24 protein-coding genes are annotated in these 24,999 nt (G+C 58.8%); 20 read left to right on the top strand and 4 right to left on the bottom strand.

All coding sequences use genetic code 11. The annotated features are described in order from the left end of the window. Window positions 1–20: 20 nt before the first annotated feature. Complete coding sequence (nadB, locus tag HNR62_RS05795) at window positions 21–1,637, bottom strand: L-aspartate oxidase (RefSeq protein WP_204795150.1); 1,617 nt, start codon at window positions 1,635–1,637, stop codon at window positions 21–23. Between the two features lie 183 nt (window positions 1,638–1,820). On the opposite strand from nadB, the gene rpoE reads away from it, so the two are divergent. From rpoE to pdxJ, 10 genes are all read left to right on the top strand, one after another. After that, window positions 1,821–2,399: an RNA polymerase sigma factor RpoE gene (gene rpoE / locus HNR62_RS05790; protein ID WP_204795149.1), complete on the top strand. Its 579-nt coding sequence runs from the start codon at window positions 1,821–1,823 to the stop codon at window positions 2,397–2,399. Between the two features lie 16 nt (window positions 2,400–2,415). Then, window positions 2,416–2,991, top strand: a complete 576-nt coding sequence (locus tag HNR62_RS05785) for a sigma-E factor negative regulatory protein (RefSeq protein WP_338044076.1) — start codon at window positions 2,416–2,418, stop codon at window positions 2,989–2,991. Between the two features lie 6 nt (window positions 2,992–2,997). Then, window positions 2,998–3,966, top strand: coding sequence for a MucB/RseB C-terminal domain-containing protein (locus HNR62_RS05780; protein ID WP_239552624.1), 969 nt, complete (start codon window positions 2,998–3,000; stop codon window positions 3,964–3,966). Further along, the gene (locus tag HNR62_RS05775) at window positions 3,963–4,412 is read left to right on the top strand and encodes a SoxR reducing system RseC family protein (protein ID WP_204795148.1); all 450 of its coding nucleotides are present in this window, start codon (window positions 3,963–3,965) and stop codon (window positions 4,410–4,412) included. Before HNR62_RS05780 ends, HNR62_RS05775 begins: the two co-directional genes overlap by 4 nt. Window positions 4,413–4,491: 79 nt before the next feature. After that, the gene (lepA, locus tag HNR62_RS05770; protein ID WP_204795147.1) at window positions 4,492–6,288 is read left to right on the top strand and encodes a translation elongation factor 4; all 1,797 of its coding nucleotides are present in this window, start codon (window positions 4,492–4,494) and stop codon (window positions 6,286–6,288) included. A gap of 2 nt (window positions 6,289–6,290) precedes the next feature. Further along, window positions 6,291–7,205: a signal peptidase I gene (gene lepB, locus HNR62_RS05765; RefSeq protein ID WP_204795146.1), complete on the top strand. Its 915-nt coding sequence runs from the start codon at window positions 6,291–6,293 to the stop codon at window positions 7,203–7,205. Beyond that, complete coding sequence (gene rnc / locus HNR62_RS05760; RefSeq protein ID WP_204795145.1) at window positions 7,205–7,873, top strand: ribonuclease III; 669 nt, start codon at window positions 7,205–7,207, stop codon at window positions 7,871–7,873. Before lepB ends, rnc begins: the two co-directional genes overlap by 1 nt. Next, on the top strand, window positions 7,870–8,775 hold the full coding sequence (gene era / locus HNR62_RS05755; protein ID WP_204795144.1) for a GTPase Era: 906 nt from the start codon (window positions 7,870–7,872) through the stop codon (window positions 8,773–8,775). Before rnc ends, era begins: the two co-directional genes overlap by 4 nt. A gap of 2 nt (window positions 8,776–8,777) precedes the next feature. Next, on the top strand, window positions 8,778–9,485 hold the full coding sequence (gene recO, locus HNR62_RS05750; protein WP_204795143.1) for a DNA repair protein RecO: 708 nt from the start codon (window positions 8,778–8,780) through the stop codon (window positions 9,483–9,485). After that, window positions 9,478–10,215 carry a pyridoxine 5'-phosphate synthase gene (gene pdxJ / locus HNR62_RS05745; RefSeq protein ID WP_204795142.1) on the top strand — a complete coding sequence of 246 codons (738 nt, stop codon included), beginning with the start codon at window positions 9,478–9,480 and terminating at the stop codon, window positions 10,213–10,215. The genes recO and pdxJ overlap by 8 nt, the downstream gene beginning before the upstream one ends. A gap of 108 nt (window positions 10,216–10,323) precedes the next feature. On the opposite strand, the gene barA is transcribed toward pdxJ, so the two are convergent. Beyond that, on the bottom strand, window positions 10,324–13,020 hold the full coding sequence (gene barA, locus HNR62_RS05740; protein ID WP_204795141.1) for a two-component sensor histidine kinase BarA: 2,697 nt from the start codon (window positions 13,018–13,020) through the stop codon (window positions 10,324–10,326). Between the two features lie 81 nt (window positions 13,021–13,101). Between barA and rlmD the strand changes: the two genes are divergently transcribed. The 5 genes from rlmD (at window position 13,102) to HNR62_RS05715 (ending at window position 18,782) form a co-directional block, all read left to right on the top strand. Further along, the gene (rlmD, locus tag HNR62_RS05735; protein WP_204795140.1) at window positions 13,102–14,418 is read left to right on the top strand and encodes a 23S rRNA (uracil(1939)-C(5))-methyltransferase RlmD; all 1,317 of its coding nucleotides are present in this window, start codon (window positions 13,102–13,104) and stop codon (window positions 14,416–14,418) included. A gap of 9 nt (window positions 14,419–14,427) precedes the next feature. Then, the gene (relA, locus tag HNR62_RS05730; RefSeq protein WP_204795139.1) at window positions 14,428–16,641 is read left to right on the top strand and encodes a GTP diphosphokinase; all 2,214 of its coding nucleotides are present in this window, start codon (window positions 14,428–14,430) and stop codon (window positions 16,639–16,641) included. 11 nt (window positions 16,642–16,652) lie between these two features. Beyond that, complete coding sequence (gene mazG / locus HNR62_RS05725) at window positions 16,653–17,453, top strand: nucleoside triphosphate pyrophosphohydrolase (RefSeq protein ID WP_204795138.1); 801 nt, start codon at window positions 16,653–16,655, stop codon at window positions 17,451–17,453. A gap of 159 nt (window positions 17,454–17,612) precedes the next feature. After that, window positions 17,613–18,179, top strand: coding sequence for a tetratricopeptide repeat protein (locus HNR62_RS05720; protein ID WP_204795261.1), 567 nt, complete (start codon window positions 17,613–17,615; stop codon window positions 18,177–18,179). 147 nt (window positions 18,180–18,326) lie between these two features. Continuing rightward, window positions 18,327–18,782, top strand: a complete 456-nt coding sequence (locus tag HNR62_RS05715; protein ID WP_204795137.1) for an Rrf2 family transcriptional regulator — start codon at window positions 18,327–18,329, stop codon at window positions 18,780–18,782. 25 nt (window positions 18,783–18,807) lie between these two features. Here the strand turns inward: HNR62_RS05715 and HNR62_RS05710 are convergent, their stop codons facing one another. Both HNR62_RS05710 and HNR62_RS05705 read right to left on the bottom strand, forming a co-directional pair. After that, window positions 18,808–20,076 (bottom strand): HlyC/CorC family transporter, encoded by a 1,269-nt coding sequence (locus HNR62_RS05710; RefSeq protein ID WP_204795136.1) that lies wholly within the window; start codon window positions 20,074–20,076, stop codon window positions 18,808–18,810. Window positions 20,077–20,141: 65 nt separating this feature from the next. Then, window positions 20,142–20,906 carry a cytochrome C assembly family protein gene (locus HNR62_RS05705; protein ID WP_239552622.1) on the bottom strand — a complete coding sequence of 255 codons (765 nt, stop codon included), beginning with the start codon at window positions 20,904–20,906 and terminating at the stop codon, window positions 20,142–20,144. 168 nt (window positions 20,907–21,074) lie between these two features. Here HNR62_RS05705 and ffh point away from each other — a divergent pair, with 168 nt between their 5' ends. The 5 genes from ffh to rplS all read left to right on the top strand — a co-directional run bounded on the left by ffh (window position 21,075) and on the right by rplS (window position 24,648). Then, window positions 21,075–22,460, top strand: a complete 1,386-nt coding sequence (gene ffh / locus HNR62_RS05700; RefSeq protein WP_204795134.1) for a signal recognition particle protein — start codon at window positions 21,075–21,077, stop codon at window positions 22,458–22,460. Between the two features lie 219 nt (window positions 22,461–22,679). Beyond that, entirely contained in the window at window positions 22,680–22,931 is a 252-nt protein-coding gene (rpsP, locus tag HNR62_RS05695; RefSeq protein ID WP_104485683.1) for a 30S ribosomal protein S16, read from the top strand. 23 nt (window positions 22,932–22,954) lie between these two features. Continuing rightward, entirely contained in the window at window positions 22,955–23,476 is a 522-nt protein-coding gene (gene rimM / locus HNR62_RS05690; RefSeq protein WP_204795133.1) for a ribosome maturation factor RimM, read from the top strand. Window positions 23,477–23,503: 27 nt separating this feature from the next. Beyond that, window positions 23,504–24,253: a tRNA (guanosine(37)-N1)-methyltransferase TrmD gene (trmD, locus tag HNR62_RS05685; RefSeq protein WP_204795132.1), complete on the top strand. Its 750-nt coding sequence runs from the start codon at window positions 23,504–23,506 to the stop codon at window positions 24,251–24,253. A gap of 32 nt (window positions 24,254–24,285) precedes the next feature. Beyond that, window positions 24,286–24,648, top strand: coding sequence for a 50S ribosomal protein L19 (rplS, locus tag HNR62_RS05680; RefSeq protein WP_071472463.1), 363 nt, complete (start codon window positions 24,286–24,288; stop codon window positions 24,646–24,648). The last annotated feature ends 351 nt before the right edge of the window (window positions 24,649–24,999 follow it).

The raw sequence follows: 24,999 nt of genomic DNA, 5'->3' as shown, positions 1-24,999 counted from the left end.
TCACCCATTTACTCACCCATTTAGTCACACATATAATTGCCCGGCACCATGATGGTCGGCTTGGAGTCTGCCAACTGCTCCGGGTAATCCAGGGTGTAATGCAGACCGCGGGATTCCTTGCGCTCCATCGCCGAGCGTACTATCAACTCGGCTACCTGCACCAGGTTGCGCAGCTCCAGCAGGTTGTTGCTGACCCGGAAGTTGGCGTAATACTCCTGAATTTCCTGCTGTAACAGATCGATACGGCGTTTGGCGCGCTCCAGTCGCTTGTCGGATCGAACGATGCCGACGTAGTCCCACATGAAGAGTCGCAGCTCGTGCCAGTTGTGGTGGATCACCACTTCTTCGTCCGAGTCGTCCACCTTGCTTTCGTCCCACAGCGGCAATACCGGCGGCACCGGCGTGTGCGCCAGCTTGGCCAGCATGTCTTCTCCGGCGGCACGGGCAAAGACAATACATTCCAGCAGGGAGTTGGAGGCCATGCGGTTGGCGCCGTGCAGTCCGGTATAGGACACCTCGCCGATGGCGTAGAGGCCCTCGATATCGGTGCGCCCCTGCTGATCCACCATGACGCCGCCGCAGGTATAGTGGGCCGCCGGCACCACCGGCATCGGCTGTTTGGTGATGTCGATACCGACCTTGAGGCAGCGCTCGTAAATGGTGGGGAAGTGCTTGAGGATGAAATCGGCCGGCTGGTGGCTGATGTCCAGATACATGCACTCGGCCCCGAGGCGCTTCATTTCATGGTCGATGGCGCGCGCCACTATGTCGCGCGGGGCCAGCTCGGCCCGGTCGTCATAATCGGGCATGAAGCGACTGCCGTCGGGGCGTTTGAGCAGGGCACCTTCACCGCGCAGCGCTTCGCTCAGCAGGAAATTGTTGTCTGCCGGATGAAACAGGCTGGTGGGGTGGAACTGATTGAATTCCATGTTGGCCACCCGGCAGCCGGCGCGCCAGGCCATGGCGATGCCGTCGCCGGAGCTGACATCCGGGTTGGAGGTGTACTGATACACCTTGGAGGCACCGCCGGTGGCCATGGCGACAAAGCGGGCCCGTATCGTTTCTACCCGTTCCTTGTTGCGGTTCCAGACGTAGGCGCCCAGTACCCGGTTGCCGGGCAGACCCAGCTTGGCGCTGGTGATTAAATCCAGCGCGTTGACCCGTTCCAGAATATGAATGTTAGGATGCAGCTGCACCTGTTCGTTCAAGGTCAGCTGTACCGCCCGGCCGGTCGCATCGGCGGCGTGGAAGATGCGTCTGTGGCTGTGGCCGCCTTCCCGGGTGAGGTGATAGGACGCCTCTCCCTGAGCCGACTCTTCGGTGTCAAAGGGCACACCCTGGCCAATCAGCCATTTAATGGCATCGGGGGCCTGGCGTGCGGTAAATTCCACCACGGCTTCATCACAGAGTCCGGCACCGGAAACCAGGGTGTCGGCAACGTGGGATTCAATACTGTCCGTTTCATCGAACACGGCGGCAATGCCACCCTGGGCGTAGAGGGTCGAGCCTTCGGCAAGCGGCCCCTTGCTGAGCACATGAACCCTGGCATGATCGGCCAGTTTCAGCGCCAGTGACAGTCCGGCAGCACCGCTGCCAATGATGAGTACGTCGCAGAGGTATTCAACGGGATCCTTCATAAAGTATCATTGGCCCAGTATGGATAATCCTTCTATGTTATCCCAAGCCGCCGGCTGGTGCAGCCGGAATCATCTTTCTCAAATGAGTTCAGAACTTTTGCCCGCATCCGCAGTCTATCAAGGTGCGCTTATTACGGGCCGGTGTGGCAACGCACCGGATTATTCGGAGGTTACACGGCTCGTATGAGCGATAATTTAACAGACCAGCAACTGGTTGAACGGGTTCAGCGTGGCGATAAAAACGCGTATAACCTGCTGGTAAAAAAATATCAGTACAAAGTGGCGAACCTGGTGTCTCGATACGTGTCCAACCCAGGAGACGTACCGGATGTGACGCAAGAGGCCTTTATCAAGGCGTACCGGGCCTTGCCCGGGTTTCGCGGAGAGAGCGCCTTTTTTACCTGGTTGTACCGGATAGCGGTGAATACCGCCAAGAATTATCTGGTCGCCCAGCGGCGTCGCCCCCCGGGTAATGATGTTGACATCGAGGATGCGGAATTTTACGACGGCGGCGAAGGGTTGAAAGATTCGGCGTCACCGGAACATCTCATTTTGTCGGAAGAGATCAAGCGGGCGGTATTCGAGAGCATTGAGGCACTTCCGGAAGATCTCAAAACGGCGATTACCTTACGCGAGCTGGAAGGGATGAGCTATGAAGATATTGCCAAGGTGATGGACTGTCCGGTCGGGACGGTTCGTTCCCGGATTTTCCGGGCACGCGAGGCGATCGACAAGCGGGTCCAGCCGTTACTTCAGGGTTGAACGGGGAATAACTGTTATGGCTAACGTTATGACGAGTAAAGAGCAGATTTCGGCACTGGTAGACGGAGAAATTCAGGACAGGGTATTGCTGGAGCAGTTGGGGGAAAGTCTCGAGCTGGCCGATACCTTTGGTCGTTATCACCTGTACGGTGATGCCTTGCGTAGCGAGCTGCCGAGTCATCTGCAGTTGGACATGAGCGACCGCATAGCCGCGGCTCTGGCCGACGAGCCGGCCATGATAGCGGCACCGGCTTCTGCCGCCCATACCAAACAGGCAGAACAGGCAAGTGTGGTACGGCCGCTGTTTGGCCGTATTTCACCCATGTTGCGCCATATTGCTCAGTTTGCGGTGGCGGCCTCGGTGTCGGCGGCGGTGATCGTCGGGGTACAACAATACGGTCAGGGTGAGCTGCAGTCTCCGGTGCTGAATACGGTGCCCATGAACGGTGGTGCGGCCCCGGTCAGCCTGAATTATCAGATAGCGCCGCGTGAGGGCTCGCAGGAACAGGCGCTGCTGGAACAACAGCGTCGTATTCATGAGCTGTTGATGGATCACGAGTTGCAGCAACGACTGCGTCAGAACGGAAGGTAATCGGCTTTGAGAATAAAGGGCCTTGGTGCCGTTATCCTGATATTTGCGTGGACATGGTCGGGCCTGGCCGTGGCCGAGAACGAGTCGGCAGCCACCTTGTTGCAGCGCATGCAGCAGGCCTATCGGCAACTGAACTTCGAGCTGACGCTGGTTGAATCCGGCCAGGGGCAACTTGAACCCAAACGCCTGACCCGGGGCCATCTCGATGGTCAGGCATTTACCCACCTTACCCACCTCAATGGCCGGCCACGTGAATTCGTGCAGCGTGATGGCGATACCAGCTTTTTCGATGCCAGCCACGGTGGTTATACCCTCAGGAACGCCAGCCTGCCCGGACTCTTTTATCGCCTGCAACTGATGCCATTGGCCCCCATGCTGACCCATTATGATGCGGTGCTTGCCGGACGCAGCCGTGTGCTGGGTCGGGTGGCCCGGGTGGTACGGCTGGCGCCCAGAGCCGAGGGTTATTACGGCTATATGCTGTGGCTGGATCAGGAAACGGGGTTGTTGCTCAAGCTGGATACCCTGGACAGGGACGCCGGTGTGGTAGAGCAAAGCATGGGGGTGGCCCTGCGGATCAGCGAGGAGCCCGGTGCCTTGGTCAGGGAGCTGAAAACCGCCGCCTTGCCGCCGGCGCTGTCGGCGGCGGAAGTCTATCCGGCGCCGCAGCACGCCTTGCCCTGGCAAACCGGCTGGCTGCCCGTAGGACTCGAGTTGCGCTCCGAGGATAAACACAAGCTGCCGGTCACGGAGCGGCTGGTGGAGTATCTGATGCTGTCCAATGGCCTGGTGGATGTGTCCGTGTATGTGGCCCAGGCCGGTGCCCATGCCGAGCCTCAGCTGGTGCGTCAGGGGGCGACCCATCTGGTCAGCCTTGTCAATCCGGCCCGGGTCGAAATTACCGTGGTGGGGGACATTCCCGCCGACACCGCCCTGCGGATAGCCGAATCCGTTGAACCCAGGATCACACCATGATTGAAGAGATTGCCACCGTGCTGGCCGTGCACAAGGGCGGGGTGGAAGTCGTCTGTTTCAGCAAGTCGGCCTGTGGCCAGTGCAAGCAAAACAGCAGCTGTGGCACCGGTCTGGTATCGAAGGCCCTGCCCGGGCGCGATCATCGTTTCATGATTGCCACCGACTTGCCGCTGGCGGTGGATCAGCAGGTACGCATCGGCATTCCCGAACAGAGTCTGATCACCAGTGCCCTGCTGGTCTACCTGCTGCCGCTGCTGTCGCTGCTGGGGGGCGCCGGGATTGCCAGTGCCGGGCTGGGACTGGGCGATGGTGGTACTCTGGCGGGGGCCGCCATCGGCGGGGTCTGTGGTTTTGTGCTGGCGTCCCGTTGTGCCAAAAGCCCCGGCAAGATGCAGGCCGAGCCGGTCATCATAGGGCCGGTTATCCCGGTGGCCAATATCGACTAAGGATTGGCCACGGTAGTGCTAATCCAGTAGAATCCCGCCTTTGACTCTCGCTTTCAGACAACGGACTCCTTATCGCATCATGAAGCATATTCGTAACTTTTCCGTCATCGCTCATATAGACCACGGCAAGTCCACCCTGTCCGATCGTTTGATCCAGGTGTGTGGCGGCTTGTCCGATCGGGAAATGCAGCAGCAGGTTCTCGATTCCATGGATCTGGAGCGGGAGCGCGGTATCACCATCAAAGCCCAGAGTGTGACCCTGAACTACCAGGCCAACGACGGCGAACAGTACCAGCTGAACTTTATCGATACCCCGGGACACGTCGACTTCTCTTATGAAGTTTCCCGCTCTCTTGCCGCCTGTGAGGGCGCTTTGCTGGTAGTGGATGCGGGTCAGGGCGTTGAGGCACAGACTCTGGCCAACTGTTACACCGCCCTGGACATGGATCTGGAAGTGGTGCCGGTACTGAACAAGATAGATCTGCCCCAGGCCGAGCCTGAACGGGTGGCGGAAGAAATTGAAAACATCGTTGGCATCGATGCCCTCGATGCGGTGCGTTGCTCGGCCAAGACGGGCCTGGGGGTGGATGCGGTGCTGGAAACCATAGTACGCCAGATACCGCCGCCGGTGGGCAACCCGGAAGGACCACTGCAGGCGCTGATCATCGACTCCTGGTTCGACCCCTATCTGGGCGTGGTGTCGCTGGTGCGCATCAAGCACGGCAGCCTGAAGAAGAACGACAAGATCAAGGTGATGAGCACCGGACAGGTGTGGGGTGTTGATCGCATCGGCATCTTTACCCCCAAGCAGAAAGACACCGACGGCCTGAACTGCGGTGAAGTGGGCTGGGTGGTGTGTGGCATCAAGGAAATTCACGGTGCGCCGGTGGGCGATACCCTGACCCACGCCAAACACGGTGCCGACAAGGCGCTGCCCGGCTTCAAGAAGGTCAAGCCACAGGTGTATGCGGGTCTGTTCCCCATTTCCAGTGATGACTACGAAGCCTTCCGCGATGCGCTGGACAAGCTGTCGCTGAACGATGCCTCCCTGTTCTACGAGCCGGAAACCTCCAACGCATTGGGCTTCGGCTTCCGCTGTGGTTTCCTCGGCATGCTGCACATGGAAATCGTGCAGGAGCGACTGGAGCGGGAATACGATCTGGATCTGATCACCACGGCGCCCACCGTGGTCTACGAGATAGTCCAGACCAACGGTGAAACCATCCATATCGACAGCCCGTCCAACCTGCCGGCCATCAACAACATCGAAGAGCTGCGCGAACCCATCGCCGAGTGTAATATTCTGGTGCCGCAGGAATATCTGGGTAACGTGATCACCCTCTGTATCGAAAAGCGGGGCGTACAGACCAACATGGTCTATCACGGCAATCAGGTGGCCCTGAGCTATGACATTCCGATGGCGGAAGTGGTGCTCGACTTCTTCGACCGTCTCAAGTCCTGCAGCCGGGGCTATGCCTCGCTGGATTACGGCTTCAAACGCTTCGAAGCCGCCGACATGGTACGACTGGATATCCTGATCAACGGTGACAGAGTCGATGCATTGGCCATTATCACCCACAAGGAAAACGCCGTGTATCGTGGTCGCCAGCTGGTGGAGAAGATGCGCGAGCTGATTCCGCGTCAGATGTTCGATATCGCCATTCAGGCTGCCATCGGCAACCAGATTATCTCGCGCAGCACGGTCAAGGCCCTGCGCAAGGACGTGACCGCCAAGTGTTACGGCGGCGATGTCAGCCGCAAAAAAAAGCTGCTGGCCAAACAGAAAGAAGGTAAGAAGCGCATGAAATCCCTGGGGCGGGTCGATATTCCCCAGGATGCCTTCCTGGCCATTCTCCATGTCGGTAAGGACAAATAACCATGGCAAGCAATTTTGCCCTGATCCTGGTGCTGGTGACCCTGGTCACCGGTATTATCTGGGCCTGTGATAAATGGAGGTGGGCGCCACAACGGGCCCGCAAGCTGGCGGCTGCCCAGCAGGCCCACGGCAACAAGGTGGATCTCAAGGCGCTGGCCAAGGCGGCGCCTGCTCCGGGCTGGATCGAACAGGCCAGATCCATCTTTCCGGTGATTGCCGCCGTGCTGGTGTTGCGCTCTTTTATCTATGAGCCGTTCCAGATCCCGTCCGGCTCCATGATGCCGACCCTGCTGGTGGGTGATTTTATTCTGGTAGAGAAGTTTGCCTATGGCCTGAAAGAGCCGGTCGGCAACACTACCCTGATCCCGACCGGCAAGCCCGAGCGGGGCGATGTGGTGGTGTTCAAGTATCCGGAAGATACCCGCATCGATTACATCAAGCGGGTGATAGGTCTGCCGGGAGATCGCATCGTCTATCAGGACAAGCAGCTGTTTATCAAGCCGGCCTGTGACGGTGACACCTGCCCCGACTTTACGCCGGTGGCACTGGAATATGAACAAAGTGGAGAGTTTACCCAGATGGGCATTCCGCTCGAGCATTACCGCGAGCGTCTGACCGACGAACCCCACGACATACTGCGTAATCCGTTGTTACCCGACCGGGTATCCATGTATCACCGTCAGCCGGGTACGGCACGGAATGAATGGGTCGTACCCGAAGGTCAATACTTCACCCTGGGCGACAACAGAGACAACAGTACCGACAGCCGGTTCTGGGGCTTCGTGCCCGAAGAAAACCTGGTGGGCAAGGCGGTGGCTATCTGGATTAGCTTTGAGTTTGAACGTAACGCCGACAGCTGGTTGCCCTCCTGGGTGCCGAGCGATGTGCGTTTCAGCCGTATAGGCGCAATTCGTTAATGAAAAAACTGAATATTCTGCAAAAAAAACTGGGCCATACCTTCAACGATGAAGCCATGTTGATACGGGCCCTGACCCACAGAAGCGCCGGCGCTCGTCACAACGAGCGGCTGGAGTTTCTGGGGGATTCCCTGCTGAGCATGGTGATTGCCGATGCCCTGTATCACCGTTTTCCCAAGGTGAACGAAGGCGACATGTCGCGCATGCGTGCCACCCTGGTGCGGGAAAAGACCCTGGCCGAACTGGCGCGGGAATTCGAACTGGGCGATTATCTGATCCTGGGCCCGGGCGAGCTGAAAAGTGGCGGCTACCGGCGGGAGTCCATCCTGGCCGACGCGGTGGAAGCCTTGATCGGCGCCGTTTACCTGGATACGGATACCGAGCAGATGCGTACCATGCTGCTGTCCTGGTATGAAGACAGGCTCAATGAGATACAGCCGGGTATCGATCAGAAAGATCCCAAGACCCGACTGCAGGAATTGTTGCAGGGCAAGCGCAAACCCTTGCCGACCTATACCGTGGTGGAGGTGATCGGCGAAGCCCACAATCAGAAATTTACCGTGCATTGTCAGATAGATGGTGTACCCGAGCCGGTGGTGGGTATTGGTACCAGCCGTCGCAAGGCCGAGCAATCCGCCGCCGAACATGCCCTGGAAGTGCTGCTATGACCGATCAAGAACAAACCTATTGCGGCTTTATCGCCATCGTCGGCCGCCCCAATGTGGGTAAATCGACCCTGCTGAACCAGCTGCTGGGGCAGAAAATCAGCATTACCTCGCGCAAGGCGCAGACCACGCGGCACCGCATCATGGGCATAGATACCGAGGGGGCCTATCAGGCCATCTATGTGGATACTCCGGGCCTGCATATCGAGGAAAAGCGCGCCATCAACCGCCTGATGAACCGGGCAGCCAGCAGCTCGCTGGGTGACGTGGAGATGGTGGTGTTCATGGTGGAAGGCACCAAGTGGACCGATGACGACGAGATGGTGGTGAACAAGCTGCGCCGCATGGACTGCCCCGTGGTGCTGGCTATCAACAAGATCGACAACGTCGAGAGCAAGGAAGAATTGCTGCCCCACATGCAGTGGCTGGCTACCAAGTTGAACTTCGCCGACATAGTGCCGATTTCTGCGGAGAAGGGCACCAATGTGGACACCATCGCCAAGCTGGCGCGTTCCCGGTTGAAGCCGTCCCTGCATTATTTTCCGGAAGACTACATCACCGACCGCTCCTCCCGCTTCATGGCGGCGGAGATCATTCGCGAAAAGCTGATGCGCTTCATGGGCGAAGAGTTGCCCTATTCGGTGACGGTAGAGATTGAACGCTATCAGGTGAACGAACAGGGCATAGTGCATATCAATGGCCTGATCCTGGTAGAGCGAAGCGGTCAGAAGCGCATGGTGATCGGCAACAAGGGCGAGAAGCTCAAGGTGATCGGTACCGAAGCGCGGCTGGATCTGGAACGTCTGCTGGAGCAGAAAGTCTTTCTGGAGCTGTGGGTCAAGGTCAAATCCGGCTGGGCCGATGACGAACGGGCCCTGCGCAGTCTGGGGTACGGTGACGACTGAGCATGGCGCACGCCGCCTTCGTCATTCATAGCCGGCCCTATCGGGAAACCAGCCAGCTGGTGGAAGTCTTCACCCGGGAGCAGGGCCGGCAGAGTCTGGTCGCCAAAGGCAGCCGCCAGCCGCGCTCACCACTGAAAGGGCTGTTACAGCCCTTTGTGCCGTTGAGGCTCGGCTTTGCCGGCAAGGGCGAGCTGAAAAACCTGCACCATGCGGAGGCCACGGCTCCGGCCATCCGCCTGACCGGGTCGGCCCTGTACAGCGGTCTCTACCTCAACGAACTGATCTATTACCTGCTGGAAGCGCACACCCCCTTCGACGAGGTGTTTGACGCCTATCACAATACCCTGACAAAGCTGGCCCATGGCGAAGATATCGAGCCCTGTCTGCGTCATTTCGAGTTTTATATGTTAAACATACTGGGTTATGGCGTCGATTTTACCCGGGATGCCCAGAGCGGCGAGGCCATTCGCCCCGACGCCTGGTATCGGTATCAGCCGGAGTCCGGCTTTATCGCCCTGGAGCAGGCCGAGCCTGGCGCCTATCCGGGCTGCCACCTTTATGCCCTGGCCGAGCTCGATTTGAGTCGGCCGGGGGTGCTGGCGTCTGCCAAGCGCTTCAGCCGGCAGGCGCTGGGGCCTTATCTCGGCGGGCGGGCCTTGCGCAGTCGCGCCCTGTTTATCAAAGGAAAGAGAGGAAGTCGCAGTGAGTGAATTGTATTTAGGCGTCAATATCGATCACATTGCCACCTTGCGTAACGCCAGGGGCACCAGCTACCCGGATCCGGTGCAGGCGGCCGCCCTGGCTGAACAGGCGGGGGCCGATGGCATTACCGTGCACCTGCGTGAAGATCGGCGTCATATCGTCGACAGGGACGTGGACCTGCTGAGTCAGACCATTCAAACCCGAATGAATCTGGAAATGGCGGTCACCGACGAGATGCTGGATATTGCCTGCCGCATCAAACCGGCCTTCGTGTGTCTGGTGCCGGAAAAGCGGGAAGAAGTCACTACCGAGGGCGGCCTGGATGTGGCCGGTCAGCTCGACAAGGTGGGGGCGGCCGTGGCCCGGTTGACCGAAGCCGGCATCAAGGTGTCGCTGTTTGTCGATGCCGACCGGGCACAGATCGATGCGGTGATCGCCACCGGCGCCCCCTATATCGAGATTCACACCGGTCATTACGCCGATGCCCCCACTGAAGCCGAGCGGAGCGCCGAGCTGAAACGTATTTCCGCCATCGCCTCTTACGCCCATGATCTGGGTCTGAAGGTCAACGGCGGCCATGGTCTGCATTATCACAACGTCAAGCCGATCGCCGCCATCCCCGAGATGCTGGAGCTGAACATAGGTCACGCCATCATAGCCCGCGCCGCCTTCGACGGCCTGGAAAAGGCCATTCGCGACATGAAGCGGCTGATGCGCGAAGCCCGTCAGGGGATTTAATAGGAGAAGCCGGTTTGCTCCCTCCCCTTAAGCTCAGCGTTGTCAGAATGACAGCGGGGTGCAACGCAAGGGGAGGGTTGGGGAGGGGTTACTGCACCCCCTCACTCCTCACAAGTAGAATTTCGCTTCTTCCCGTATCTGTCCCATCCGTTCTTCCAGCTCCAGCAGCTCGGGCTCCAGCTCGTCGACACCCTGCTTGTCCAGCAGGGCCTTTTCCAGCTGCGCCACCAGTGACTGTAGCTGGGGCACGCCGCAATAGGCGGTGCCGCCATGCAGCTTGTGCAGCGGCGGATAGAGGCGCTGTTCATCCAGCTCACCGGACAGGGCGGCACCCAGCAGGGGGGAAAATTCATCGAAGCTCTGCAACAGCAGCTCCAGCATCTCCCGGGCCAGGGGCTCCTTGCCGCCGGCCTGCTTCACCGCCAATGACCAGTCGATCTGACCCGCCGGCCTGGGGCGGCGGGCGAAGCGTTCGATAATGCGGGCCAGTATGGTCTCGTCTATCGGCTTGGCCAGATAATCGTCCATGCCCTGATGCATCAGTCTATCCCGCTCGCCCGCAATGGCATGGGCGGTGACCGCTACTATGGGGGTGCTGGCGTTGGGGCCATCCTGGGAGCGAATTTCGCGGGTGGCCTGAATGCCGTCCATCAGCGGCATCTGAATGTCCATGAAGATGATGTCGTAGCGATTGACCGTGGCCAGGTTGAGTGCCTCCTGGCCGTTGGAGCAGCTTTCCACCTGGCTGACCTGCTCGCTCAGCATGGCGCTGATCAGTTTGAGGTTGGCGGGGTTGTCGTCCACCGCCAGCACCCGCAGCTTCTGCTTTTGAGAAGGGGGGGCCAGGGTTATCTGCAACATGGCTTCTGGCTCGGCCACTGCCTGCCCCATCAGTGCCTGAGCCAGCTTCTGGTAGTGTACCGGTTTGCTCAGACAGAGTTCGGCGCCGGCGCACAGCAGGGCGTCGGCCAGAGTGGGATCGGTGGAGCTGAGCAGCACTACTACCCTGTTGTCCTCTTCCTTCTGCTGCTGGATACCCTGTTCCATCTGGCTGGGCAGGGTATTGGGGCCAAAGCCCAGCAGGGCGCAGTCGATGGCGACCCCCGAATAGGGCTCGTGCAGCACCTGCACCCCCCATTCCCGCAGCAGTGCCGTGGTGGCGCGGCGGCTGAAATTATCCTCTTCCAGATAAAGTACCGTCTTGTTGCACAACTCGGCCAGTGGCAGGGGCTCGGCCAACGGCAGCGAGGCCCGGTTCAGCTCCAGGGTAAAACTGAACACCGAGCCCGATCCCAGCTCGGAATAGAGTTCCATCTCGCCGGACATCTGGTGCACCAGCTTCTGGGTGATGACCAGGCCCAGCCCGGTACCACCATAGCGGCGGGAAATGCTGGAGTCGGCCTGATTGAAGGCCTGAAACAGTTGACGGCGCTGGCTGTCGGAAATGCCGATGCCGGTATCCTGTACATGAATGCGCAGGGCGGTCTTGTCCGGCTGACCGGCGGGACGGGCGTCGACCCGCACGTCCACGTTACCCTGTTCGGTAAACTTGACCGCGTTGCCCACCAGGTTGGTCAGTACCTGCTGCAGCCGCAATGGATCGCCGATAACGGCGTCATGCACGGCGGCATCCACCCGCATCGACAGTTCCAGCCCCTTGTCGTGAGCGCTGGGGGCCAGCAGCGTCATGACTTCCTGCAGGGTATCGCGCAGCGAGAACGGCAGTTGTTCCATCTTCAATTTTCCGGCTTCCAGCTTGGAGAAGTCGAGAATGTCGTTGATGATGCCGAGCAGATTTTGCGCCGAACGCTCTATGGTCTTGAGGTAGTCGAGCTGGTTGGGGGTCAGGCGGGTTTTCTGCAGCTGACGGGCAAAGCCGATGACCCCGTTGAGCGGGGTACGCAACTCGTGAGACATGTTGGCCAGAAACTCGGTTTTGACTCGAGCCGCTTCCTGCGCCCGTTTCTTGGCCATGTCCAGCTCGATATTCTGGATTTCGATCTGCTCCAGGGTTTCGCGCAGATCCGAGGTGGCCTGATCGATGTTCTGCTGCATTTCGTCGTGGTATTCGGACAGCGACTTGGCCATGGCATTGATGCCGTTTTTGAGCATCTCCATCTCGCCGGTGAATTCACCGTTGACCCGGGTGTCGAGCCGGCCTTCACGAATCTTGTACACGGCGCTGACCATATCGGTGATCGGTTGGGAAACGCTCCTGATCAGCCGAACGCCGATCAGGCCGCTGAGACTGACGCCGAGCAGCACCATGAGCCCGGCAAAGAAACTGTCTTTATAGTGCAACAGGGTGACCGAATCCTTGGTCAGCTGCATGGCGATATAGCCGATGGGAATGGCGGATGCATCCTCCCAGGCGGTATCCGCTCGAATATGGTCGGTCAGCACGGGAGTGCGCAGAATAATGCCGTCTTCGTTGTTTTCCACCAGGGTCACCAGGGGCAGGGGGACCTGCTCGGACAGACGCATGGCGCTGAAATCGCGGTGGTAGTTCGAGGTGACCAGCAGTCGACCCTGGGCATCGAACAGGGCGATGGATTTGACCAGCGGGCTGTTATTGCGATGAATGGTGCTGAGCAGGCGATTGAGCGCCTCCCGGTTGCGGCTGGTCAGGGCCAGCTCGCTGGCCAGGGCCAGCGGCTCTATCACGTTGACCCCCTGACGGATAAGCACTTCTTCCAGTTGCTGATAGCGGCTCACGGAGAAATAACCGGCCAGCAGGATACCGATGAGCAGGGTGGGTATTATGGTGTAAGCCAGTATCCGGGCTCGCAGGCCGTATTTGGTCATAGTGGGCTAATGTGGGACAATGCGCGCATCAAATCAACAGACGCTTATGATGACATAGCCGGTTCGAGGGCTCCACGTTTTATGGTTCAGTTCTTCAAGGAAAACAAGCCCAAAGCCCAGGCACAGCCGCCGCTGGAGGTGACCATTGTCGAGCTGAACGCTCATGGTGTGGGTCTGGCCAGGTATAGGGACAAGCCGTTGTTTGTGCCCGGCGCGCTCAAGGGAGAGCGGGTTCGGGTACGATTGCAGGTGCAGAACAGCAAGTACCAGAGCGCCAGCCTGCTCAAGGTGCTGACGCCCTCGGCCGAGCGACAGAAGCCTTTCTGTCCCTACAGCGTCGATTGTGGCGGTTGCTCGCTGCAGCACATGCCGGTGTCCGGCCAGCGCGCGCTCAAGTCCCGCTCCCTGGCCCAGCTGTTTGCCCGTCATGGCATCGATGAGCTGCCCGAGCCCCAATGGCTGAATGAGGTGGCGCATCAGGGCTATCGGCGGGTGGCGCGACTGGCGATTCGGCGCCAGGGCAAGGGCGTGGCGATCGGCTTTCGCCGGGGCCAGTCTCACGAACTGGTGGAAATAGCGCATTGCGGGGTCTTGCGCCCCGCTCTGTCCGGCTTGATAGCTCCCTTGCGGCAGTTGCTGAATCGACTGAAAGCGGTGAAACAGCTCGGGCATATCGAGCTCTATGATGCGGCCGAAGGGGTGGCCTTGTTACTGCGCCACACAGGGTCGCTGTCGGCCCGGGATCTGGACCAGCTGCTGGCGTTTGCCCAGACACGACATCTTGCCCTGTTCTTGCAGGACGATAGCGCACGCCGACCTTTACATGTTCCCTTTCCACTTTATTATCAGATAGATAATATCAAGCTGGCTTTTACCCCCGGTGATTTCATCCAGATTAACGGCGGGCTTAACGAGCAGATGGTGCGGCTGGCGCAGCAGTGGCTGGCAGCCGAACCCGGTCAGCCGATACTGGACTTGTTCTGTGGCGTCGGCAACTTCTCGTTACCGCTGGCGGCGGCCGGGCACCCGGTGGTCGGGGTGGAGGGGGTGATGGAAATGGTGGAGCAGGCCCGGGGCAATGCGGAAGACAACGCCTTGCCGCTGGCGCAGTTTTATCGTGCCGATCTGGCTACCGACTTCACCCGGGAGCCCTGGGCTAAACAAGGCTTTGAGCGGGTACTGCTGGATCCGGGCCGGGCCGGCGCCGAGCAGGTGATGCCCTATCTGCAGCAGTTGTCGCCCGAACGGCTGCTTTATGTGTCCTGTAATCCGGTGACCCTGGCCAGGGACAGCCAGGCACTGTTGGCGGCGGGCTACCGACTCAGTCGCCTCTGCCTGATTGATATGTTCCCCCATACGGTGCATTGCGAAGCGATGGCCTTGTTCGAACTCAGTTAAGGGATACTTATGGTTGCAGTGCGCGATACTCACCTTCAAACCAGCTTCAGCCTGACCGAGTGGGCGTCGGGCCTGCCGCTGGATGCCCATGAGCGGGAACAACTTAAAGCGGTGTATGAGTATTGTCAGGGGCTGAGTGTCCCGCCCGAGGCGCAGCTTCGCCTGCAGGCCGAAGGGGTGGAGATGGTCGGGATCCTGCTGACCCTGAGCATGGATCTGGACACCCTGAAGACGGCCTTGCTGTATCCCTTCCTCGAAAGCGGCCATCTGGACCCGGAGCGGGTACGGGACGATTTTGGTGACACCATAGCCCGCCTGCTGCGGGGGGTGTCCGACATGGAAGCCATTCGCTCGCTGCAGCATGTGCACAGCGACAAGAGCTCGGAAGTACAGGTCGACCGGGTCCGTCGCATGCTGATGGCCATGGTCGAAGATGTGCGCGCCGTGGTGGTCAAGCTGGCCGAGCGCATCACCTGTCTGCGCGAGGTCAAGAGCGCAGACGAAGAAACCCGAGTGCTGGTGGCCAAGGAAATCGCCAACATCTATGCGCCGCTTGCCAATCGGCTGGGCATAGGCCAGCTCAAGTGGGAGCTGGAGGATCTGTCGTTCCGCTATCTGCATCCGGATACCTACAAGCGCATCGCCCGGCTGCTGCACGAAAAACGGCTGGCACGGGAAGCCTATATCGACGACTTCGTGGCCGGGCTCCGGACGGCACTGAAGGAGTCCGGTATCGAGGCCGACGTCTATGGCCGGCCCAAGCATATCTACAGCATCTGGCGCAAGATGCAGAAGAAGAACCTGGACTTCGACGAGCTGTTCGACGTGCGGGCGGTGCGAGTGGTGACCCGGCACCTGCAGGACTGTTACGGCGCCCTGGGCGTGGTGCATACCCAATGGCGGCATATTCCCCGCGAGTTTGACGATTACGTCGCCAACCCCAAGCCCAACGGCTATCAGTCCATTCATACTGTGGTGATCGGCCCCGAGGGCAAGACGGTCGAAATACAGATCCGCACCGATCAGATGCATCAGGATGCCGAGCTGGGCGTGGCCGCCCACTGGAAATACAAGGAAGGCGCCGGCGCCACCAAACCGAGCGGCTTCGAAGACAAGATTGCCTGGCTCAGAAAGCTGCTGGCCTGGCAGGAAGACATGGCCGAAAGCGGCTCTCTGGTGGACGAGTTGCGCAGCCAGGTATTTGAAGACAGGGTCTATGTATTTACCCCCAAGGGCGACGTGGTCGATATGCCGCTGGGCGCCACGCCGCTCGATTTCGCCTATTACATTCACAGCCAGATCGGGCATCGCTGCATCGGCGCCAAGATCGACGGCCGCATAGTGCCCTTCACCTATCAGCTGCAAACCGGCGATCGGGTGGAGATCATCACCCAGAAGCAACCCAACCCAAGCCGGGACTGGATGAATCCCAATCAGGGGTTTCTGCGTACCAGCCGGGCCCGCTCCAAGGTGGCCACCTGGTTCAAGAAACAGGACAGGGACAAGAACATCCTCGCCGGTCGCGACATACTGGACAAGGAGCTGGAGCGACTGGGACTGACCTTCTCCCAGATCAACAAGGCGGCACTGGAGCGGTTCAATGTCACCCATCTCGACGACTTGCTGGCCGGTATCGGTGGTGGCGACCTGCGCATCAACTCGTTGCTCAACTATCTGCAGGGGCTGCACAAGAAGCCGACGGATGAAGAGCAGGACGAAGCCGTGTTGCGCCAGCTGGAGCTGAAGGCGGCGAGAAAGGCGCCGGACGCGAAGGGCCAGGGACACATAGTGGTGCAGGGGGTGGGCAACCTGATGACCAGCATAGCCCGCTGTTGTCAGCCGATCCCCGGCGACGAGATTGTCGGCTTCATTACCCAGGGCCGGGGCATTTCCATACACAGAGCCGACTGCGAGCAGTTGAAGGAGCTGACGCACCAGCATCCGGAGCGGATGGTGGAGGCGGTGTGGGGCGAGAGCAGCTCCGGCGGTTATCATCTTACCCTGCGGGTGGTGGCAAACGACAGATCCGGCCTGCTGCGGGATATCACCACCATTCTGGCCAATGAAAAAATCAATGTGATGGGCGTCAACAGCCGTTCCAATAGCAAGCAGCAGACGGCGACCATCGACATGGAGCTGGAAATTTACAATATCGACACCCTGAGCCGGACCCTGGCCAAGATAGGTCAGTTGCCGGACATACTGGAAGCCAAACGGCTGTAACGGGAGCACGGATGGAGCACTATAACTACTCACTCGGCGACTTGCTGGCCATCATGGCGGCCCTGCGGGATCCGGAAAACGGCTGTCCCTGGGATCTGAAGCAGGACTTCGCCAGCATAGTGCCGCACACCCTGGAAGAAGCCTATGAGGTGGCCGATACCATAGAGCGGGGCGACCTGAACGAACTGCCGGTCGAACTGGGGGATCTGCTGTTTCAGGTGGTGTTCTACTCCCGGCTGGGGGAAGAACAGTCGCGGTTCAATTTCGGTGACGTGGTGCAGGCCATCAGCCACAAGCTGGTGCGTCGTCATCCTCATGTGTTCGGTAACGCCGAACTGGACAGCGAAGAGCAGGTCAAGGCCAACTGGGAAAAGACCAAGGCAGTCGAGCGGCGCAGCAAGGATGCCAGTGCCACCAGCGCACTGGACGATATTCCCCGCAATCTGCCGGCATTGAGCCGGGCCAACAAGATCCAGAAGCGCTGCTCGGCGGTCGGCTTCGACTGGCGCGAGCTGCCGCCGGTGGTGGGCAAGATCCACGAAGAGCTGGACGAGGTGATGGCCGAGCTGAATCGGCCCGAGCAGGACCCGGACCGGGTGGCCGACGAACTGGGCGATCTGCTGTTCGCCTGCGTCAACCTGGTGCGCCATCTCAAGCAGGATCCGGAGCGGGTGCTGCGCCGGGCCAACGACAAGTTCGAGCGGCGTTTTCGAGGGGTGGAGCAGGCGTTGCAGACCGATGGTAAAGACAGCCGGGATTGCAGCCTGGAGGAGCTGGATGCTTACTGGCGGCAGATCAAGGCCGGTGAGTGATCCGGGCTTAACCTTGGCTCGCCCGTACCGATATCCTGTTCAGGAGGATCACCGATGAAGCATCTATTCGGCTTGTTACTGTTGTGCTGTAGTCTGCAGGTATTGGCAGAAGAAGAAACCGCGACCCCGGAGCCGCCGCCAGCACCGACGGAGTCGGACATGAAGGAGCTGCGGGCGGTGCCCCTGTATGAAGAGCACGAGCTGATCGAGTGGATCAATGCCAATCGTCATCTGCAACAGGTGCGCGATCGGGATAACTGCCAACTGGTGCAGGATATCGAGGCCCGGGCCGAGGTACTGCGCCTGCCTGCCTACCAGTTTCTGTGGGGCGACATGCTGGCCTGGGGGGTCTGCGTGCCCCAGCAGTCGCGGCGAGGGCTGGGCATGATGTGGAAGGCGGCAGAGCAGGGGCTGCCGGCGGCACTGGAGCAATTGGGCCGTTACTACTACAAGGGCACCCTGGTGCAGCAGAACCGGGAGCGGGCGGCGCCGCTGATGCAGGAAGCCGCCAGCCTGGGGCTGGAGAAGGCGCAATTCATTTGGGCCCGCTGGTTACTGGACGGTGTCGGTAGCCCGCTCGACTATCCCCAGGCCTACCTGTGGCTGAAGCAGATGGTGCTTGCCGACCCGCGACAGCATCGGGAAGCCGAGCGACTGAGTGCGGCGCTGGCGGCCAGAATGCCGGCGCACAAGGTCAGGGAGCTGAATCATCGCCTGTTGTTTTGAATCCGGGTTTTGAATCCGGGTTCTGAGTCCGGGCCCCGACTCCCCCCGGCGGCAGATGCCGACGGGGAGCACCGACATTTAATGTCACCGATCGCCGCTAATGTGTATCATGTATGTAGATTCTTCCGCGTTCAGGATACCCGCAGCATGAAGCTGACTACCTACACCGATTTCGGCCTGAGAACCCTGATGTATCTGGCCACCCTGCCCGAGGGGGAACTGACCAGCGTGGCCCGGGTATCCGGCCTGTACGATATATCGCGTAACCATCTGGTCAAGGTGGTGAATCAGCTGGCGCGGGAAGGTTATATTCATGCGGTACGTGGCAAAAACGGGGGTATTCGCCTGGCCAGGACGCCGAGTGATATCAACATAGGGCAGGTTGTTCGCGCACTGGAAAACAACCTGAACGGCATCGACTGCGGCAGCCCGGCCTGCCATCTGGTGCCGGCCTGCCGGTTGCGGGATGCGCTCAAGCTGGCGATGGACGCCTTTCTGCAGGTCATGGATGGCTATACCCTGGCGGATCTGAGCGGTAATCGGGAAGAGTTGATGGTTATTTTCAACCAGCTGGAAATGCAGGCCGACAAGCCGTCATCCTGACCGCCTACCCCTGGTACCTGACCGCCTATCCCTGGTAATAGTGCGGCAGCACCCGCACCAGCTTCACCATGTTGTTTTCCACTTCCAGAATTTCAATCGGATAACCGGCCAGGCGCAGGCCGATATTGGCCTCGGGGATCTCTTCCAGATACTCGAGGATAAGACCATTGAGTGAACGAGGGCCGTCATTGGGCAGCTCCCAGCCCAGCTCCTTGTTGATGTCCCGAATGCTGGCCGAGCCTTCAATCAGGTAGGAGCCGTCATCCTGAGGCTTGATCTCGTCGCTCAGGGTGGGGCTGATGGTAGTGGTGAAGTCACCGACGATTTCTTCCAGAATATCATCCAGCGTCACCAGCCCCTGAATATCGCCGTACTCGTCGACGATCAACCCGATGCGCTCCTTGTTGCGCTGAAACTTGACCAGCTGCACGTTCAGTGGCGTGGCTTCGGGAATATAGTACAGCTCGCGTACCGCGCGCATCAGACTGGATTTGCTGAACTCATCCTTGGCCAGCAGCCGCAGGGCATCGCGGGCGTGGATAAAGCCCAGCGCATCGTCGATATTGTCCCGGTACAGCAACACCTTGGTATGCGGACTCTGCATCAGACGGCGGCTGATGGTTTTCCAGTCCTGGGTGACGTCGATACCATAGATCTCGTTACGCGGCACCATGATGTCGTCGACCGTCACCTTTTCCAGATCCAGGATGGACACCAGCATATCCTGATGTCGGCGGGGGATCAGGGCGCCGGCCTCGTTGACGATGGTGCGCAGTTCTTCCGAGCTGATGGCGGTGTCTTCTCCGCCATGGGGGTTGATGCGAAACAGGGCCAGCAAGCCGTTGGAAATGGCATTGATCATCCACACTGCCGGGTACAGCAGCACCATCAGGGGCCTGAGAATAAAGGACGCGGGAAAGGCGACCCGCTCGGGATAGAGCGCCGCCAGTGTCTTGGGGGTGACCTCGGCAAAAATCAGCACCACCACGGTCAGGGCCACGGTGGCGATGGCCACGCCATAGTCGCCGTACAGGCGGATGGCGATCAGGGTGGCGATGGCCGAGGCGAGGATATTGACCAGGTTGTTGCCGATCAGGATCAGGCCAATCAGCCGATCGGGCCGAGACAGCAGCTTTTCAACCCGGGTGGCCGATGAATGGCCCCCCTGGGCCAGATGACGCAACCGATAGCGGTTCAGCGACATCATGCCGGTTTCGGAACTCGAAAAAAAAGCGGAAATAAAGAGTAAAGCTATCAGGATGCCCGTTAGGGTACCCGTGGATATGTCGTCCAAGCAGACCGTCCTGTGTCATGAAACTGATAAATTACTAAGGGTTTGACCGGGTGCTGTCAAGTCGTTTACCCCAGCAGCACCTCGCGCACGAAACGGCTGCCGAAATAGGCGAGGGTCAGCAGTATGCTGCCCGCCACGCTGGTCCAGATAACCTTGCGGCCGCGCCAGCCCAGGCGATGATGGCCCCAGAGCAGGCCCACATAGACACACCAGGCCAGAATGGTGAGGATGGCTTTATGCGCCTTGCCGGGGCCGAACATTTCCTGCAGAAAGAAGAGGCCGGTTGAAATAGACAGGGTCAGCACCACCACACCGACAAAAATCAGCCGGAACAGATAGCCTTCTATGGTCATCAGCGGCGGCATGGCCGGCAAGTTGGTGAGCTTGTGTGTTTTCAGTCTGTGATTGAGAAAACCGAGCAGAATGGCCAGCAGACTGGCGATCACCAGCAGCGAATAAGACACGAGTCCCAGGCCGATATGCAGCAGCACCTCGGGGCGGCTTTCCAGATGCATACTGTAATAACCGGGCAACAGCACGTCAGCCACCAGTAGCAGGCCGGCAAAGCCGTATACCAGCGGCATCAGCAGCCACACCTTGAAGCGTGTCACCAGCACCGTCATCAAGGCCGAAATAATCAGGCTGACGATGGAGGCGACATTGAGCATGCTCAGATTTTGCCCCGGCACCTGTACTACCGTGTTGAACAGCCAGAGGCCATGAAGCAGCAAGGCACACAGGGCCGCCAGCAGGCCGTAGCTGTGCCCTTTGTTCTGGGGGTTGAGCAGTTTATGCACACAGGCGAAGGCCGCCAACAGATAAAATGCCATCGCCAAAACAGCAAGCAATTCCATAATGAATTTAAGCCATTAACCGGTGAATAGATAAGAGCGGCCAGTATACCCTTAAGACAAAGCACATCGCTACCCGGCCTCGCTTAAGTTCGGCCGATAACTTGGGTATACTGGTGGTAATTTTCGCCAACTGCGGACCACATCATGTTTGAAAATCTCACCGAAAGACTGTCGCGTACGCTGAAAAACATCAGTGGCCGCGGTCGGCTGACCGAAGAAAACATCAAGGAAACATTGCGTGAAGTACGGATGGCACTGCTGGAGGCCGACGTGGCCCTGCCGGTGGTGCGGGAATTCGTCAACCGGGTCAAGGAGCGTGCGGTTGGCCAGGAAGTCTCCAAATCCCTGAGTCCGGGCCAGGCCTTCATCAAGATAGTCAACGCCGAACTGGTGTCGGTGATGGGCGAGGCCAACGAAGAGCTCAACCTGGCGGTGACGCCGCCGGCGGTGATCCTGATGGCGGGTCTGCAGGGGGCGGGTAAAACCACCTCGGTCGGCAAGCTGGCCAAGTACCTCAAAGAGCGGCACAAGAAAAAGGTGCTGGTGGTCAGTGCCGACGTCTATCGTCCGGCGGCGATCAAGCAGCTCGAGACCCTGGCGGCGGATCTGGACGTCGAGTGCTTCCCCAGTAATATCGAACAGAAGCCGGTGGACATAGGCCGCAATGCGGTGGACTACGGTCGCAAGCAATTCTTCGATGTGGTGCTGGTGGATACCGCCGGTCGCCTGCACGTCGATGAAGACATGATGGCCGAAATTCAGCAACTGCATGAGGCCATCAACCCCGCCGAAACCCTGTTCGTGGTCGATGCCATGACGGGTCAGGATGCGGCCAATACCGCCAAGGCGTTCAGCGAAGCACTGCCCCTGACCGGGGTGATACTGACCAAGGCCGACGGTGATGCCCGCGGTGGTGCCGCCCTGTCGGTGCGTCACATTACCGGCAAGCCGATCAAGTTTATCGGTATGGGTGAAAAAGTCGATGCCCTGGAGCCCTTCCATCCGGACCGTATTGCCTCGCGCATTTTGGGCATGGGTGACATGCTGTCGCTGATCGATCAGATGGAACGCTCGGTCGACAAGGACAAAGCCGCCGAAATGGCGCAGAAGCTGAAGAAGGGCAAGGGTTTCGATCTGGAAGACTTCCGCGATCAGCTGGCGCAGATGCGCAACATGGGCGGCATGATGAGCCTGATGGACAAGCTGCCGGGCATGAATCAGCTGCCGGATAACGTCAAGGATCAGGTCAACGACAAGCTGACGGTGCGCATGGAAGCCATTATCGGCTCCATGACCCCGAAAGAGCGCCGTCACCCGGACCTGATCAAGGGCTCGCGCAAGCGTCGTATCGCCCTGGGATCGGGCACCGAGGTGCAGGAAGTGAACAAGCTGCTCAAGCAGTTCACCCAGATGCAGAAAATGATGAAGAAAATGTCCGGCAAGGGCGGCATGCGCAAGATGATGAGCCAGATGCAGGGCATGATGGGCCCGGGTGGCATGGGCGGTGGCGGTCGGCGCGGCCCCTTCTGAATTAAAGACCAGGCGTCCGGCCGTCACGGCGGGCGGATCATCGGGACCTGACTTGCCTGGTGGCGGTGGCCACTGCAGTATGGCGACGCAGATGCCCGCCGCCGGTGACTGCCAATTTGGTTGCATTCTCACCGCATCAGAGTACAATTGCGCAGCTTATTTTAAGCCAGGGTTCGCATTGTCTGCGGGCCTTGTTTGTTTCAGTATATAGAGGACGATATGGTAACCATTCGTTTACAACGTGGTGGCGCTAAGAAGCGTCCGTTTTACCAGGTAGTAGTTGCAGATAGCCGCTATGCTCGCGATGGCCGTTTCATCGAGAAAGTGGGTTTCTTCAACCCGATCGCCGCCGGTCAGGCAGAAAAACTGCGTCTGGACCTGGAGCGTGTTAATCACTGGGTTGGCCAGGGTGCAACCGTATCCGAGCGCGTAGCCAAATTGATCAAAGACGCAGCCAAAGCAGCGGCCTAAGTCTTTACAGGTAGGGAATTAAAGTGAGCGAACCTGTAGTAGTAGGCCAACTGGGCGCCGTTTACGGCATTAAAGGTTGGTTGAAGGTCAACTCCTTTACCGACCAACCAGAAGGTATTTTCGATTATCGGCCCTGGCTGATAAAAGAGGGCAGCAGCTGGCGTGAAATTCAGGTCACTGGATGGAAACGTCATGGCAAAGGTCTGATTTGCAAACTGATTGATATCGATCAGCGCGAACAGGCACAAATGCTGACCGGTGCCGACATCGCGGTAAGTGCAGAATCGTTTGCTGCCCTGCCGGATGACGAATTCTACTGGCGTGATCTGATCGGTTGTCGGGTGAAGAACACCAAAGGCTATGATTTTGGCCTGGTGACTCAGCTGATGGAAACCGGCTCCAACGACGTGCTGGTAGTGAAAGCCAATACCAACGATGCATTTGGTCAACGAGAACGGTTGGTTCCGTTTCTGGAAGATCAGGTAATAAAGTCCGTGAATATTCAGGACAGCATCATCGAAATTGATTGGGATCCGGATTTTTAACCCGAGTCGAATCGCGCGGAGAGAATCATGTGGATAGGGGTAGTCAGCCTCTTCCCGGAGATGTTCCGGGCAGTATCCGACTTTGGTGTAACCGGGCGGGCCGTAAAAGATGGCCTGCTGACATTTGAATGCTGGAATCCGCGGGATTTTACCCGGGACAAACACCGTACTGTCGACGACAGACCCTACGGGGGCGGACCCGGGATGCTGATGATGGTTCAGCCACTGCGCGATGCCATAGCGGCGGCGCGACAGGCGGCAGGTGAGGGAGTACGGGTAATTTACCTGTCTCCTCAGGGTCGCAAGCTGGATCAACAAGGCGTGACCGAACTGGCAAAACACGAGAAGTTGATTCTGGTGGCCGGACGGTATGAAGGAGTGGATGAGCGCGTTATTCAGGCCGATGTCGACGAAGAGTGGTCGGTCGGGGATTACGTGCTCAGTGGCGGCGAATTGCCGGCCATGGTACTGGTGGATGCGGTGGCCCGTTTGGTGCCCGGTGTCCTCGGTGACATGGCGAGTGCGGAGCAGGACTCCTTCAGCGAAGGGCTTCTGGATCATCCTCACTACACGCGCCCCGAGCAACTGGCGGGAATGGCCGTTCCCAAAGTGTTGTTGAGTGGCAACCACGCCGAGGTGGCCAGCTGGAGAATGCAGCAGTCATTGGGCCGGACCTGGTTAAGAAGGCCGGAACTCTTGAACAACCTAGCTCTGACTGACGAGCAAGAGCAGCTTCTTGCCCAATTTGTTCGCGATTATCGCGAGCCAGAACAGTAGAGTTTTCAGTTTACCCTAGGTAAGGAAATATCATGAGCAACATCATTAAGCAGCTTGAAGACGAACAATTGCGCACCGATATCCCCGACTTCGGTCCGGGTGACACAGTGCGTGTAATGGTACGCGTTGCCGAAGGCGGCAAAGAGCGTCTGCAGGCTTACGAAGGCGTTGTTATCGCCAAGCGTAACCGCGGCCTGCACTCTGCATTCACCGTGCGTAAAATCTCCAACGGTGAAGGCGTTGAGCGTGCCTTCCAGACTCACAGCCCGCTGATCGGCAGCGTGGAAGTGAAGCGTCGTGGCGCCGTGCGTCGTGCCAAGCTTTACTATCTGCGTGACCGTGCTGGTAAGTCTGCTCGTATCAAAGAGCGTCTTACTCCCCGCGGCAGCAAGTAAGCCGACCGGTTGTGTCAAAAGGCCCGCAAATGCGGGCCTTTTTGTTTTTACAGTGTCACGCCTGACCCAAAGATAGACACGGTATTTTGTAGTCGCTGCTTTAGCTGCGAAATTCTGCGTAGCAGAATAGTATTATACCAATCGGATGAATCATGTGTTCAGGCCGTCATCCTGACGAAAGTCAGGATCTTCCTGCAGGAAGTTACCGGACGTTAAACACGGCATTGTTATCAGTAACCGATCACTTCTTTAATTGGATTGGCTATGTATGAGTTAACTGTGTCTACACTGTATTTATATACAGAAATATGGTGGGCCAGATTATGGAATGGTCTTATAAGGAGCTAGAGC

This window comes from Oceanisphaera litoralis, assembly GCF_016907015.1.
In the GTDB taxonomy this organism is placed as follows: domain Bacteria; phylum Pseudomonadota; class Gammaproteobacteria; order Enterobacterales; family Aeromonadaceae; genus Oceanimonas; species Oceanimonas litoralis.
This window is presented reverse-complemented; position numbering and strand designations above follow the sequence as displayed.

Excerpts from the sequence above, each read along its gene's own strand:
- rpoE (WP_204795149.1), top strand. The coding sequence starts at position 1,821 with ATGAGCGATAATTTAACAGACCAGCAACTGGTTGAACGGGTTCAGCGT.
- lepB (WP_204795146.1), top strand. The coding sequence starts at position 6,291 with ATGGCAAGCAATTTTGCCCTGATCCTGGTGCTGGTGACCCTGGTCACC.
- relA (WP_204795139.1), top strand. The coding sequence starts at position 14,428 with ATGGTTGCAGTGCGCGATACTCACCTTCAAACCAGCTTCAGCCTGACC.
- rplS (WP_071472463.1), top strand. The coding sequence starts at position 24,286 with ATGAGCAACATCATTAAGCAGCTTGAAGACGAACAATTGCGCACCGAT.
- era (WP_204795144.1), top strand. The coding sequence starts at position 7,870 with ATGACCGATCAAGAACAAACCTATTGCGGCTTTATCGCCATCGTCGGC.
- HNR62_RS05715 (WP_204795137.1), top strand. The coding sequence starts at position 18,327 with ATGAAGCTGACTACCTACACCGATTTCGGCCTGAGAACCCTGATGTAT.
- rpsP (WP_104485683.1), top strand. The coding sequence starts at position 22,680 with ATGGTAACCATTCGTTTACAACGTGGTGGCGCTAAGAAGCGTCCGTTT.
- trmD (WP_204795132.1), top strand. The coding sequence starts at position 23,504 with ATGTGGATAGGGGTAGTCAGCCTCTTCCCGGAGATGTTCCGGGCAGTA.
- HNR62_RS05785 (WP_338044076.1), top strand. The coding sequence starts at position 2,416 with ATGGCTAACGTTATGACGAGTAAAGAGCAGATTTCGGCACTGGTAGAC.
- HNR62_RS05775 (WP_204795148.1), top strand. The coding sequence starts at position 3,963 with ATGATTGAAGAGATTGCCACCGTGCTGGCCGTGCACAAGGGCGGGGTG.
- recO (WP_204795143.1), top strand. The coding sequence starts at position 8,778 with ATGGCGCACGCCGCCTTCGTCATTCATAGCCGGCCCTATCGGGAAACC.
- mazG (WP_204795138.1), top strand. The coding sequence starts at position 16,653 with ATGGAGCACTATAACTACTCACTCGGCGACTTGCTGGCCATCATGGCG.
- ffh (WP_204795134.1), top strand. The coding sequence starts at position 21,075 with ATGTTTGAAAATCTCACCGAAAGACTGTCGCGTACGCTGAAAAACATC.
- HNR62_RS05720 (WP_204795261.1), top strand. The coding sequence starts at position 17,613 with ATGAAGGAGCTGCGGGCGGTGCCCCTGTATGAAGAGCACGAGCTGATC.
- nadB (WP_204795150.1), bottom strand. The coding sequence starts at position 1,637 with ATGAAGGATCCCGTTGAATACCTCTGCGACGTACTCATCATTGGCAGC.
- rlmD (WP_204795140.1), top strand. The coding sequence starts at position 13,102 with ATGGTTCAGTTCTTCAAGGAAAACAAGCCCAAAGCCCAGGCACAGCCG.
- barA (WP_204795141.1), bottom strand. The coding sequence starts at position 13,020 with ATGACCAAATACGGCCTGCGAGCCCGGATACTGGCTTACACCATAATA.
- HNR62_RS05705 (WP_239552622.1), bottom strand. The coding sequence starts at position 20,906 with ATGGCATTTTATCTGTTGGCGGCCTTCGCCTGTGTGCATAAACTGCTC.
- lepA (WP_204795147.1), top strand. The coding sequence starts at position 4,492 with ATGAAGCATATTCGTAACTTTTCCGTCATCGCTCATATAGACCACGGC.
- rnc (WP_204795145.1), top strand. The coding sequence starts at position 7,205 with ATGAAAAAACTGAATATTCTGCAAAAAAAACTGGGCCATACCTTCAAC.